Source organism: Algoriphagus persicinus (genome assembly GCF_035156415.1).
Classification (GTDB): Bacteria; Bacteroidota; Bacteroidia; order Cytophagales; family Cyclobacteriaceae; genus Algoriphagus; species Algoriphagus persicinus.
On record NZ_JAYEEY010000025.1, the window covers coordinates 62,432 to 75,889 of the forward strand.

Annotated in this window: 11 protein-coding genes, 1 other RNA gene and 1 pseudogene; 8 read left to right on the forward strand and 5 right to left on the reverse strand. The window is 41.5% G+C overall.

Translation table 11 applies throughout. From position 1 onward, the window contains the following. Nucleotides 1–7: 7 nt before the first annotated feature. The 4 genes from U3A58_RS17505 to U3A58_RS17520 all read left to right on the forward strand — a co-directional run bounded on the left by U3A58_RS17505 (nt 8) and on the right by U3A58_RS17520 (nt 4,853). Nucleotides 8–736: a hypothetical protein gene (locus U3A58_RS17505; protein ID WP_323825644.1), complete on the forward strand. Its 729-nt coding sequence runs from the start codon at nt 8–10 to the stop codon at nt 734–736. Between the two features lie 452 nt (nt 737–1,188). Further along, the gene (locus U3A58_RS17510) at nt 1,189–2,259 is read left to right on the forward strand and encodes a DUF932 domain-containing protein (RefSeq protein WP_323825646.1); all 1,071 of its coding nucleotides are present in this window, start codon (nt 1,189–1,191) and stop codon (nt 2,257–2,259) included. A 314-nt stretch (nt 2,260–2,573) separates the two neighbouring features. Continuing rightward, nucleotides 2,574–3,044 carry a JAB domain-containing protein gene (locus U3A58_RS17515; RefSeq protein ID WP_323825648.1) on the forward strand — a complete coding sequence of 157 codons (471 nt, stop codon included), beginning with the start codon at nt 2,574–2,576 and terminating at the stop codon, nt 3,042–3,044. A 273-nt stretch (nt 3,045–3,317) separates the two neighbouring features. Further along, complete coding sequence (locus U3A58_RS17520; RefSeq protein ID WP_323825650.1) at nt 3,318–4,853, forward strand: recombinase family protein; 1,536 nt, start codon at nt 3,318–3,320, stop codon at nt 4,851–4,853. Here U3A58_RS17520 and ssrA read toward each other — a convergent pair. Next, nucleotides 4,816–5,218, reverse strand: a transfer-messenger RNA (tmRNA) gene (ssrA, locus tag U3A58_RS17525). The two genes, U3A58_RS17520 and ssrA, sit on opposite strands and share 38 nt — an antisense overlap. 183 nt (nt 5,219–5,401) lie before the next feature. Here ssrA and U3A58_RS17530 point away from each other — a divergent pair. Next, a complete protein-coding gene (locus U3A58_RS17530; protein WP_323825652.1) occupies nt 5,402–6,547 on the forward strand; it encodes a DNA polymerase III subunit gamma/tau in 1,146 nt (381 codons plus the stop codon). A gap of 74 nt (nt 6,548–6,621) precedes the next feature. Further along, nucleotides 6,622–7,122, forward strand: coding sequence for a hypothetical protein (locus tag U3A58_RS17535; RefSeq protein ID WP_323825654.1), 501 nt, complete (start codon nt 6,622–6,624; stop codon nt 7,120–7,122). Here U3A58_RS17535 and U3A58_RS17540 read toward each other — a convergent pair. The 4 genes from U3A58_RS17540 to U3A58_RS17555 form a co-directional block, all read right to left on the reverse strand. Continuing rightward, entirely contained in the window at nt 7,119–8,111 is a 993-nt protein-coding gene (locus tag U3A58_RS17540; RefSeq protein ID WP_323825656.1) for a DUF3078 domain-containing protein, read from the reverse strand. The genes U3A58_RS17535 and U3A58_RS17540 overlap by 4 nt on opposite strands. A gap of 24 nt (nt 8,112–8,135) precedes the next feature. Further along, the gene (locus tag U3A58_RS17545; RefSeq protein WP_323825658.1) at nt 8,136–9,725 is read right to left on the reverse strand and encodes a lytic transglycosylase domain-containing protein; all 1,590 of its coding nucleotides are present in this window, start codon (nt 9,723–9,725) and stop codon (nt 8,136–8,138) included. Between the two features lie 66 nt (nt 9,726–9,791). Next, nucleotides 9,792–10,436, reverse strand: a complete 645-nt coding sequence (locus U3A58_RS17550; RefSeq protein WP_323825661.1) for an O-methyltransferase — start codon at nt 10,434–10,436, stop codon at nt 9,792–9,794. Between the two features lie 2 nt (nt 10,437–10,438). Next, the gene (locus U3A58_RS17555; protein WP_323825663.1) at nt 10,439–11,668 is read right to left on the reverse strand and encodes a M16 family metallopeptidase; all 1,230 of its coding nucleotides are present in this window, start codon (nt 11,666–11,668) and stop codon (nt 10,439–10,441) included. A 119-nt stretch (nt 11,669–11,787) separates the two neighbouring features. On the opposite strand from U3A58_RS17555, the gene U3A58_RS17560 reads away from it, so the two are divergent. Beyond that, nucleotides 11,788–11,928 carry a hypothetical protein gene (locus U3A58_RS17560; protein ID WP_323825665.1) on the forward strand — a complete coding sequence of 47 codons (141 nt, stop codon included), beginning with the start codon at nt 11,788–11,790 and terminating at the stop codon, nt 11,926–11,928. 7 nt (nt 11,929–11,935) lie between these two features. After that, a pseudogene (locus U3A58_RS17565) lies at nt 11,936–13,325 on the forward strand (aminopeptidase P family protein). The last annotated feature ends 133 nt before the right edge of the window (nt 13,326–13,458 follow it).

Consider the following 13,458-nt stretch of genomic DNA (forward strand, 5'->3'; position numbering starts at 1 on the left):
CCCAATCATGACGATAAAGGAAAACATACAGGAACTGCAGGAGCGGCTGAAATACTCAGGATTCGGAGAGACACTGAACAAAGAACTGGAAAAACAGATCAAGGCCAAGAAAAGCGATTTTGAACTGAACATGACCAAGGAACTCGGGGATAAAAAACTCGAGTACGGCTTACATTTTAGAAAGTCGGATGAGGGCAGGTATTATTATAATGGCTTTGATGCCAAATTAAGTACACCTGAAGGAAAAGAGCAGTCCCAGCGATTTTACCACAACCAGGGGGTTTCAGCCAAAGAAGCCTTCAATCTATTGGAAGGAAGAGCAGTTTTTAAGAGTATGTTCAACAAAGAAGGAGAACGATACAATGCATGGCTTCAGTTGGATTTGGGGAGTAAGGACGAGAAGGGACAGCATCCGGTAACCCAATATCACCAGAATTATGGGTTTAAACTGGAGGATGCGGTGGAAAAATTGCTTTTGACAGACATGCAGGGAGTGGATCAACGGGATTTGCTACATTATAGCTTGAAAAAAGGAAACATACATCAGGTGGGGTTGGAGGGTAGGGATGGGAAATTCCTACTGGAAGCCAATCCGAAATACAAAACATTGAATGTCTATGATACTACTGGAAAGCGACTGAAAAATGATGACCTGAATAAAAGCCAAAAACAGGAGACTGTTGAAACCAAAAGGCAAAGTAATGGTCAAACTAAAATAAGGGGAGCGAAGGTCTAACTTTCTTTTAAACAAGTTTGAATCAAAACAAAGCCCGGCTTTATGGCCGGGTTTTGTGTTGGTAAATGTTTGGAAAACTCAATCAATTGAGTTGCCTTTTGTATGGATTGAAATCATTGACTTAAACTGTTTTCGTTCCTGAAACTGATAGTGAGCTTTGTGAAGTGGGGAGGGCTATTCCACTGTTATTTTTTAAAATCAACGGCAGAAAAGCGCAGCGAATATAGGGGCGGTATAGTTTAACTTTTACAAAAGGGGGACAAAAGGGACGGCATAAAGCCGCTGGCTTCGCTGCGCTTTTTATTCCGTTTCCTTTATGTCCCATGTACCGCCCCTGTCTTTCGTGCTTTCTTTTTTGCCGTTTTTTCTTTTAAAAAAATGTTTTGCAGCATCTCGCAGATTTAAGGGCAAAGAGGAATTGAATCTAAGTTCAACCCTAAAACACAAACATCATGGGACACAACATTCATTTCAACGAACGCACAGGAAAACATGCCTTCTTTTCTGTCAAACAAGCAGCTTGGCACAACCTCGGTCAGGTGGTGGCCGACTATCCAAGCAGTGCAGAGGCACTCCGTTTTGCGGGGCTGGATTATCAGGTGATCAAATCTCCGATTTTCACCAAACCCGAGGGATTACAGGTTTCGGATTCTGGAGACTTGGAGCCTCTTGGGGAAATTCCTGTTCCTGCGCATTTTGTAACGCTACGGACTGATCTCAATATTCCGCTCGGAGTCGTGGGGAAAGAATACAAAATCATTCAGAATACAGATGCTTTTGCTTTTTTTGATGCCATTGTAGCAGACGGAAAAGTGATAAACTATGAAACCGCAGGAGCCTTGGGTAACGGGGAGCGGATATTCATTACCGCCAAACTGGCAGAAGGGATCACCGTAGGCAATGATGACCGGATAGACCAATATATTTTTCTTTCCACCTCACACGATGGTACAGGAAGCATAACCGCAGCATTTACCCCCGTCCGCGTGGTCTGCCAGAATACACTGAATGCGGCCATGGGTAAATTATCCAACGTGGTGAGAATCAGGCATACGGCAGGAGCCAAGGAACGACTGAAGCAGGCGCACCACCTCATGGGGATTGTTTCCAGATCTACAGAAATTGCAGAGACAATATTCAACCGTTGGTCTAAAATCAGGATTTCTGATAAGGAGGTAAAAAAACTGATTGAACTGGCGCTGGCACCCAATCCCGAAACAGCGCAAAAAGTAAAGCTCGGTGCATACGATGAATTGAGTACCAATTTCAAAAATCAGGCAGAACAGGCTTTCTGCTACGCCATGATGAGTGATGCCCAACTGCTGCCGACCACAGAGGGAACGCTTTTCGGTGCTTATAATGCAGTGACGGGATACTTTCAGAATGTCAAAAACTACAAAACAGAAGAGGAGAAAATGAAGTCCATCCTCTTCGGAGGGACAGCCCAAACCAAAGGGCAGAAAGCATTTGACCTGTGTCAGACTGTTTCGGCTGATGGGGCAGAAATACTAGGATATAATTGATTTGAATCTGGTGGGTCGCTTGACCTGCCGGATTTTTTTATCGCCTGAAATCCATCAATTACCTTTCCAGTAGCTGGAAAAAGCTATTTCTGGTAAGCTATTAGTTACTTAATCTAAAAACGGCTATTCAACTCCCTGTAATGGGTTGAGTTTTTAGTTCTTATTATTTCGGTACAAAGATAGGCGCTCCGGTCGGGGCGAGCAGCAGACTACGGCATAAAGCCGCTGCGCTATTTATTCCGTTTCCTGCTTCCTTACTCCCGCAGCACCTGAATACGGCATCCTAAATAATTTCTAACTTAAATGAATGCATTATGGAAGCTGTAAATCAAGTAAACAATCTTCACCAGGTAGCAGAAATTACCTTGGGATACCATCCAAAAGTAAAATCAAGCCAACGTCCAAAAGTGGGTTGCTCCAGACAGGTGTATGAAGTCCTGTATAATTTTTGGGATAAAGATACCCTGGAACTGGCTGAACATTTTCAGGTGATGCTATTAAACAGAGCCAATAGGGTACTTGGAATTTGTACGGTTTCCAAAGGTGGAACTGCCGGTACAGTGGTAGATGCCAAACTGGTTTTTGCCACGGCACTAAAGGGGGCCGCCCAGTCGATAGTGATTTCACATAACCATCCGAGTGGCAATCTACTTCCATCTGAACAAGATAAAAGAATGACCAGAAGATTGGTGGAAATAGGAAGGGCTTTGGATCTGCCGGTTTTAGACCATTTGATCGTAACTGTAGACGGATACTATTCCTTTGCAGATGAAGGGGAGCTCTAGGCTTCCTTTTTATTATTTGAACTGATTGTAAGAGTTACAACTTCTGATTTCAGTGTGAGATAATTCTTTATGTTGCTAGTTTCTTCATACTTATGAAGACAAAAGAATTCACAAGATTTAAGAGGTTAGATCAGTTAAGAAAATGTCTTGAATCCGGAGACATAGAATTAACACAAAATGACGTGGAGAAAGTCTACGAAATAATTAATAAATTTTGTAAATTAGCTGTAAATCAAATAGTTAAATAAAGTGGAGGTTGATTTATATATTCGTGTGAGTACAGACGAACAGGCGGACAAAGGCTATTCCCAAAGGTCTCAATTCGAAGTTCTTACAAGACATTGTGAACAAAATTGCTATAATGTGAGGCATGTTATTTATGAAGATCACAGTGCAAAAACATTTGATCGTCCAGAATGGCAAAAATACCTAAGTCGAATTAAGAATAGTAGAGGTAGAAAAAAGGGCCTGGTACTTTTTACTAAATGGGATAGATTCAGTAGAAATGCTGGAGATGCTTATTCGATGATCAATCTGCTGAAGGTGAGTAATATTGAGCCCCAGGCCATAGAGCAACCTTTGGATATGGCGATTCCTGAATCCAAAATAATGTTGGCTATATATTTGGCCACGCCTGAAGTAGAGAATGATAGAAGAGCCCTAAATATTTTTTATGGGATTAGGAGAGCGACTAAAGAAGGAAGATATCTAAAGAAAGCACCCTATGGATACAAAAATAAAGCAAGAGAAGACGGTACTAAATTCATTGATGTTGTTGAAAAGGAAGTTGCATTAATTCGAGAAGCATTTGATTTAGTGTCTACAGGTGACTTTTCCGTAGAATATGTTTTTAGGCACATGAAGGAGAAAGGGTTTCGGATGAGCAAACCTAACTTCTGGAGAATGCTCAGAAGCAGACACTACATAGGGAAAATTTTTGTCGCTGCATTTAAAGATGAGGATGCACATTATGTAGAAGGTCAACATGACGGAATTATAGCTCTACCAACTTTTTTAAAAGTACAGGATGTTTTAGATGGTAAAAAAAGTTCAAAGATTAGGAAGTCCAAACCTTTGCTTAATGATCGTCTTCCACTTAGGGGATTTCTTTCTTGTCCTAACTGTAATAAAAATATCTCAGGCAGTGGAAGCAGGAGTAAAACAGGAAAGTACCATTATTATTATCATTGTAAGTCTCCATGTAAATTCAGGATCCGCGCTGAAATTGCAAACAATAGTATTTCACAATTATTAAATGATTTCACCTTAAGACCAGAGATGGTTTCTTTTATTAAGGACGAAATCACCGAGTTGCTAAATATTAAGCTTAACCAAAACAATCAGAATCGTGATGGCTTGATGGCGAAGATTGAGAAGTCCAACAGCAAATTAAAAAAAGCGAGGAATCTTCTTGTGGAGGATAAGATTGATGCAGAAGATTTCAATTCAATAAAAAGAGAGTGCCAAAGCGACATTGACAGCAGTGAAAACCAGATTTCGGCATTGAAGCTAACCCCTAAAAAAGACTTTAAGGCAATGATAGACAGGGGTTTGATGGTGATGGGTAGGCTTGGTGAGTTATATGAAAATGCGAGTGTCGAGGAGAAGAAAATTATACTGAGTTCGACTTTTTTAAAAAAAATAACTTTTCAGGACGAAAAAGTTCGAACCCCTGAAGTTAACAAATTTGTTAAGCTTATCTACCTGATAAATAGCGGATTGTCTTCAAAAAATAAAGGCACAAATCCTTCAAAATCGGATTTGTGCCGTCAGGTGGAGCTGGCGAGATTCGAACTCGCGTCCAGATAAGGAAACAACGTACCTTCTACATGCTTAGTCACCTGTTGGGTTTTCGATCGAAATATGCTGGGTGACACACCTAGTTTCGACTTAGCTATTTGTCTTAGACCTGCTTAATAGCATCACAAGCCGCAGTCCGATCAAGTCGACACCCCGAAACCCACCCCGAAAGGACGGGGGGCGGAGGGATGTGGCTGGGGAATTACTCTCGCAACTCAACCCTTTAAGCTTTCTTTCCTGTTAAGGTAAGATTAGGCAGCCATAGCGTAAGAATCTTCGCCATTTATAGTGCGTATGAATCTTTTAAGGCCGTACATACTCCAGCCTGCATGCGAGCCCGATCTTTACACTTACTGTCAAAACCGGTCAGCCCCATTTGAATAAGGATGACAAAAGTAATACAATTTTCGTTCCGTTAGCGAATAGTTTTCTGATCTGGAGGAAGTGCTTAAAAATTTGAATTTTCATAAGTTTGTAAATCAAATAATTAGCTAAAATTGTCTGAAAATGCCTTTCGTCGGGCTTCCTGAGTATAGAGTTTTTTATATCTTGCGGTGATGGAAAATTTCGTCGTTTCGGCAAGAAAATACAGACCGGCAGATTTCAAAAGCGTAGTTGGACAGCAGCATATCACCACCACGCTTCAGAATGCCATAAAAAACAATCATTTAGCACAGGCTTTTTTGTTTTGTGGGCCACGTGGTGTGGGTAAGACCACCTGTGCGCGTATCCTAGCGAAGACGATCAACTGCGAGTCACCCCAAGCTGACTTCGAGGCTTGCGGCACATGTGAATCCTGTGTTTCTTTCCAAAATAACAGTTCTTTCAATATCTACGAGCTCGATGCTGCCTCTAACAACTCCGTGGATGATATCAGAAACTTGGTAGATCAAGTACGCTATGCTCCGCAAAAGGGGCAATACAAAGTCTATATCATTGATGAGGTTCATATGCTGTCCAACCAAGCCTTCAATGCATTTTTGAAGACCTTGGAGGAACCACCTAAGTATGCCATTTTTATTTTGGCTACTACGGAGAAACACAAAATCATTCCTACTATTCTTTCCCGTTGCCAGATTTTTGATTTCAATCGAATTCAGATCAAGGACATAGCGGTACATCTAAAGGATATCGCGGAGAAAGAAGCGGTGGATTATGAGGAGGAGGCACTTCGATTGATCGCCACCAAAGCTGATGGTGCACTCCGGGATGCCTTATCGATGTTTGATTTGATAGTTACTTATTCCGCAGGGAAAAAAGTAACTTATCATGAGACAATTGGCAATCTCCATATTCTTGATTACGATTATTATTTCAAAGTCTTGGATGCCTTGGTGTCTGAGAATCTTTCCCAGGTATTATTGATTTTCGATGAGATTCTCAAGAAAGGATTTGATGGGCATAATTTTATAGTTGGGCTTTGCGAGCATTTCAGAGATATTTTGGTTGCCAAAGATCCAGCGACAGTAGAGCTCATAGAAGTGTCAGAATCTGCCAAGGAGCGTTATTTGGCACAGACAGAATCCGCCTCTGCTTCATTTTTACTTTCTGCCCTGAATATTGCAAATCAATGCGATATCAATTACAAGACTTCCAAGAATCAGCGCTTGCATGTGGAATTGGCATTGATGAAAATGGCTAAGCTTCCACAAGCTTTCCGACTGTCTATGATGGCTGCAGAGGACACAAAAAAAAAAGCCTGACAGAGTTAGCGCCTGAGCCTGATAAAGAGCCTATTTCTCTGCCTACATCTTCCGGTACTGCTAAGACTAGTCTCTTGCAAAAGACTATTTCTATTCCAAAAAATCTAAATCATACGAAGCAAATAGCTGATCAAAAGGCTCAGGACGAAATTAAGTATGCTAAAGCCAATGTAAGCAAGGAAGTAATTGAAGAAATAGTAGAAGGAAGAGATCTTACTCAGGAAATAGTAGACGAGGTATTTTCAAAAGTAAAAGAACACTTTCAAAAGCTTGGGAAAAGCATGGAATTGGCAATTCTCGGGCAGTCCATGAAGATGAATAAGGATTCGCTAACCCTGGAAGTAATGGGAAATGTGCAAGAAGAGTTAGCACTGAAAATGAAGCCTGAATTAATTAGAATCATCCGAGAAATAGGCAATGTTAATCACTTTAAGATTGAAGTGGAGCTCAAAGAAGAATTGGAATCTGAACGAAATAAGCTCTATACTAGTACTGATAAGTTTAACTTTTTGAAGGAAAAGCATGCCGCTTTAGGTGAGTTTCAGCGGAGATTTGGCTTGGAGACAGACTTTTAAAAATCCAGTGATATCCCAAAATTGACCAGGTTTTGCAATTGCACGGCTTGTCTGGAGGTGCCATCATCTTGTTTGATATACACCTCCTCATCGTAGATGAGGACCGTTTCAATGCGGGTGGATATGAATTTGTTTACTTTCATTCTGATTACAGAATTGAAATTGACGACCATATTTCCAAATACTTCATAGTTAGAGAATAGGTTAATGTCAGACTTCCAGGTGATGTTTTGCATCAGTTGGATATCTGTCACGGAGGCTGCGAGCGAAACCCCAGCCTCAGCTCTTACATTTTCCCCGGGAATTACACCAAATGCCCCTGCTCTACTTAGGGAGTCATTTAGGACAATGGTGAAACGACCTGTGAAAGGAGAAAGAATGACCGAAATCTTACTTTTGTCTTTGTGGGTTTTCCGGTAATTAAGACCAGTCGAAGACTGAACATACCCAGGGGAGAGTAAGTCGGATATTTTGGTACGTACTTCTAGGTCACTTCCGGATGGTCTGGAATATTTGTAGCCTGCCAGGAGCTGAGTTCTAGCATTCAATTGAGTAGATAAGTAGAGAAACTCTGAGAGTTCTCTACCATAATTACTCACAAAATTGAAATTATCGTTTGTCTTTCGATTCTGGTAGGATCTGTCCTCTTGGCGGTTGAAACCCATACTTAAGGTAAGCTGTGTGTCCCACACTTTATTGTCTTTCTTGTAATTGGCAAAAAGTGTCAAGCCAGAATTGAGGGCAAAAGTACTAGATCCGCCTGCAGCCCAGTTAGATAAAGTGACTTGTTGGATATTAAGGTTATAGTTTCCGCCTGTTTTCCAAAAGATCTCTTTTACCGGTTCATCTATCAAGAGAGAGTCACCCAGCATCAGCAAAGTATCACCATTAATCAGGACAGTATCTGGGATGTACTGCCTGTCCTGAGCCTGCATTCTATGGCTGTGGCACAGTAGAAATAATCCAAAAATCAGGAGGTATTTTGACATTTAAAAAGCTTGGGGGATTGCAGATCAGGGGCGAAAGATAACCAATTTCTGTCCAATGGATATGATATTTTGAGTTCCGATGTTGTTCCAATCTTTCAATTGGTTGACAGTCACTCCGTATCTTTTGCTTAAGGCAAATAGCGTGTCTCCATTACCAACGGTATGTATTGTTTTTGAAGCTGAAGATGTGGTTTTGGCTGGAGTGGAATTACTTATTACGGGCTGATTGTTTGCCGGGGAAGGACTGCTTGTCGCCACTACTTGTTTTGTTGGTGATGGGTTTGTGGTTCTTACAATAGGAATATCCTCCCCACGTTTCCTATGTTCTTGTAGGTTGAGTACCATTCCGGCTTTCAGATCACTGTCTTTTCTAATTCTATTTTTAGACTTCAATGCAGAAAGCTTTATTCCGTATTTCTGAGAGATGCTCCAGAGTGTTTCCCCCGGTCTTACGATGTGGGTGGCTACTTCAGCACTTGCTTTCTTTTTCTCGGTATAATAATAATCACCAGCTGCTATCCGCTCTCCTTTGTCCAAATCATTTAGTCTTCTTAGTTTATTTTCTCTAATTCCCACTCTATCTGAAAATGTGCTTTGTGTGGTGGATTGAGCCGCTTGCACACCATCCAAATTATTTACAGTGATCTGATCAGGCTGCGAAGCTTTCGTGGTATTTCCAGCAATTTTAGGGAAAGAATTTGCCTGCCTGTAAGCTGGAGAGGTAGAGGTAGAAGTAGAGCCTGCATTTTGAGTTTTCGGTTTCGATTCTGCGATGATTGCTGGCTGAATAGGAAGAGATCCATCCCTTACATAGACTACTGTATAAACTCTGTCTCCTGGGATTTTGCCATTTCGGGTCCATAGATTATATTCTTCCAAATGCTTTTCGGTTACACCATATTTCTTGGCTAGCGCTGCTAGCGTAGTAGGCCCCTGCACACGTTCTTCTACCATATACTGGCTGTTGCTGGTAAGAGTGTAAGTTTGACTGCCAAATGCAATCTTATGAGCTAAGAATTTCTTGAAATACCAATGCGTGTTTCTATCCACATCTACTATTCTCTTACCGTTATACTGTGTGCCAAAATAGGCTTTGGCTCCACCCAAACCCATCTGGTAGGATACCAGGGCGCACATCCAATTGTCAAAAGTATTATTGTGTTTTTGGAGATAGAGCGCAGCCCCCTTCGTGGAAGAGACGATGTTTTTCCGCTCATCGATTTGGCCATCTACTCGTAGAAATACCTCTTCGGCTGTCCCTTGCTTAAATTGCCAAAAACCCACTGCATTGGAGGTGGAAACGGCATCTCCGATCAGCCCACTTTCTTGGATGACCAAGTACTTAAGATCTTCAGGTACGCCTGAATTTCTCAGTTCCCGCTCGATGATGGGCATGTATAGATTGACCCGGTCTTGTTTTATTTTGAAATAGGAAGGGTTTCGATACTGGGCATCCACGTCCAGCTGGATTTCACGACGTGCCTGAGGATTGATTCTTACGATAAGGTCTGCAAATTCCAACTCAGCCGGAACTTGTGGAATTTGAGCCAGGACGTTTTGGCTGTGAAAAAGTGAGAGGATGAAAATGAGATAGGGGATACTGTAGGTTTTCATTCGGAATAGGCTTTCATCGTAGTTTCGGCCTCATTTTAGCAAAAATGGTTCCCCTTTTCGTTTCCCTTAGATTTTTCTTGCTATCATGACTCCATCACGGATGGGAAGAAGTGCATTTTCTACTCTTGGATCGTTTTGGATCATGGTATTGAAGTCCAAAATTGCCTGAGTATCCTTGTCTATTTTCTTTCCTTTTTCTACCAAGATTTTCCCCGACCAAAGCACATTATCGGCTAGAATGATTCCTCCTGGATTCATCTTGTCAATAATCAGGTCATAGTAGTTAGAATAGTTGCTTTTATCAGCGTCAATAAAGACCATGTCGAAAGGCCCCGGTAGAGTTGGGATGATTTCTAGTGCATTTCCGAGTTTATATTCGATTTGATCAGCCAGTCCACTTTCTTCAAAAAAACCTCGTACCATCGTTTCCAACTCATCATTGATGTCCAAGGTGATCAACTTCCCGTCTTTTCCCAGCCCTCTAGCCAGGCAGATTCCTGAGTATCCCGTATAGGTACCGATTTCCAAAATAGTTTTGGGTCTTTGCATCTTAGTGAAAAGCTCCAGCATTTTTCCCTGCAAATGACCGGAGATCATTCGGGGCATCATGACTTTTGCCTGAGTTTCCCGTGTTATTTTCTTAAGCAAATAATCCTCTTCGCTGCTGTGATCTTCGCAATAAATTAAAAGTGCAGGATCTATAAATTCCATGATTATTGAGGGGTATAAGTAAGGAAAGTAAGCATGTCAGGATTGAATATTTCCTGCGCGATTTCCTGAATTTCTTCTGCTGTTGTATTTCTGATCTGATTAAAGATGTTTTCTAAAGGGTCTACCTTTCCATGGTCGATTAAGCTTTTACCATACACGAGCATTAAGGCTGAGTAATTTTCTTCTGCCATTGCCATCTGACCTATCGCTTGCTCTTTTGCCATGTGAAGCTGGAGTGTTCCTAGTTTTAAACTAGTCATTTTGCTCATCTCTTTGAGCACCAGAGATTGAGCTTTTTTCAGCGTTTTGCCTTCTGTCCCAAAGTAAATACCAAAGAAGCCTATATCCGAAAAAGGCTGATAACTGGACTCTATGCTATAGACATAGCCGTGTTTTTCTCTAAGCATCAAATTCAGCCTGCTATTCATGCTAGGGCCACCCAGGACGTTGTTTAGCAGAAATAGCTTGAAGCGCTTTGGATCATATAGGGAAAAAGCCGGGCGGCCTATTGCACAAAGAGATTGGCTCACGTCCCGTTCTTGGGTTTTTATCTTTGGGACGTACGTGTTGAAATCACTCCTGACGTATAGACTCCTTTTGGTTTGGATTTGGGACAATAGACCTTCTATTCCTCGTAATGCTTTCTGAAATGAAATATTACCTACCACAGAAAAAACGAGTCGGGATGTGTCTAATCGGGTTGAGATGAAGTCGAAGAAATCTTGTTGTGTAAAGCTCCCTACGGTATGTTCCGTACCCAGAATATTTCTTCCTAAGGCATGATTATCAAAAACCAGTTCATCTAGCTCATCCTGAATGGCATCCTCCGGAGAATCTCGGTACATGGACATTTCCTCCAAAATGACTTGGCGTTCTTTTTCGATCTGTTTTTCAGGAAAAGTGCTATTGAACGTGATGTCGAAAAGCAATTCAGAAGCTTTAGTATAATGCACCTTTAAAGTGGATGCATAAAAGCATACTTTTTCTTTGGTCGTGTAGGCGTTGAGTTCGCCGCCAAGTGATTCCAGACGGTTCAGGATGTGGAAGGTTTTTCGCTTTTGAGTGCCTTTGAAGGCCATATGCTCCCAAAAATGAGCCAGCCCCTCTTGTTCTTTAGTCTCGTCTCTGCTTCCTATGTCTAATATAAACCCGCAGTGAACGAGTCTGGTATGGGTAACTTCCTGATGGACAATCCGAATGCCGTTACTAAGTTCTTTAATGTTTAATTCCATGCTGTCATTTACCCTTTCGGCAATATACAAAGTAAAGCAGGAAATTAGTTCCAGTTGAATTTCTAGCCAGATTTCCGCGGTAGAATTAGTAACTTTCCAGCTCAGAATCAGAAAAAAACATGAAATCGAGCATGACGCAAGAGTCACACACTGGGATGATTAAAAGACTTGCGAGATTCTCCCGATCCGCCGCGGCGGACTGGATAGGCTATCCCGTTTCCTTCGTCACGGGACAGGTTATGACCTTTGAAAAACAATGATAAACATATGAAATATCAACCTCTTTCCAGTTCACTTTATATCAAGAATAGAGAGAAATTTTGCTACAAACTAGCTGAAAGTAGCGTAGCTATTTTCCATTCAAATGACATCATGCCTACCAATGCAGATGGAACAATGCGTTTTCGCCAAAATAATGATTTATTCTATCTCACAGGAATTGACCAAGAAGAGACTATTCTAGTAGTTGCTCCGGATTGTCCAAATCCTCAGATGCGCGAAGTGCTTTTTCTAAGGGAAACCAACGAACACATAGCGATCTGGGAAGGGCATAAGTACACCAAGGAGGAGGCCGAAGCTACTTCTGGGATTAAAAATGTCCAGTGGCTAGCCAATTTTGAGCAAGTATTCAATACGGTGATGGCACTGTGCTGTAATATCTATCTGAATACCAATGAGCATCTGAGAGCCGGGGTCGTAGTGGAAACTCAGGATGCCAGATTTATTAAAAAGTGTAAAGAAATATTCCCGCTTCATTATTATCACCGGGCGGCTCCAATCATGCATAAGCTCAGGGGAGTGAAGGAAAAAGAGGAAATCGACCAAATCCAGCTCGCCTGTGATATTACTGAGAAAGGTTTTAGAAGAATTCTGTCTTTTGTANAAGCTCAGGGGAGTGAAGGAAAAAGAGGAAATCGACCAAATCCAGCTCGCCTGTGATATTACTGAGAAAGGTTTTAGAAGAATTCTGTCTTTTGTAAAGCCAGGGGTCACTGAATATGAAATCGAAGCGGAATACCTGCATGAGTTTGTGAAAAATCGCAGTAAAGGATTTGCCTATGAGCCGATTATTGCTTCCGGTGCATCTGCCTGTGTACTGCATTATATCGAAAATCATAAGGAATGCCTGGCAGGTGAAATGCTGCTAATGGATGTGGGGGCGGAGTACGGTAATTACAATGCAGATATGACCCGTACCATTCCTGTGAGTGGTAGGTTTACGCAGAGACAAAGAGCCGTCTATGACGCAGTTTTACGCGTTCAAAAAGAGGCTTCTCAAATTTTAAGAATTGGAAGCAATATTCAAGATTACCACAAAGAAGTTGGATTGATTATGCAAAGTGAATTGGTAGGCTTGGGACTACTAGATCAGACAGACATCAAAAATCAAGATCCAGATTTGCCAGCTTACAAAAAGTATTTTATGCATGGAACTTCCCATCATTTGGGACTGGATGTGCATGATGTAGGTACTATGCATGGACCGATCAAGCCCGGCATGGTGTTTACTGTGGAGCCAGGGATCTATATTCAAGAAGAGGGACTTGGGGTCAGATTGGAAAATAACATCTTGATTCAGGAAGGGAAAGGTTATTTTGATCTCATGCGAAATATCCCGATTGAAGCAGAGGAGATAGAGGAATTGATGAATAGGTAAACGTGCTGAAATAAAAAAGTGGCTGTCTCATATTGATTTTCATTATTGGAGACAGCCTTTTTTATTCAATAGAGGCCGATTTCCTGAAATCGGTCTCTATTTTTTTGACTACTGTTTAACTCTTTAGCAATAG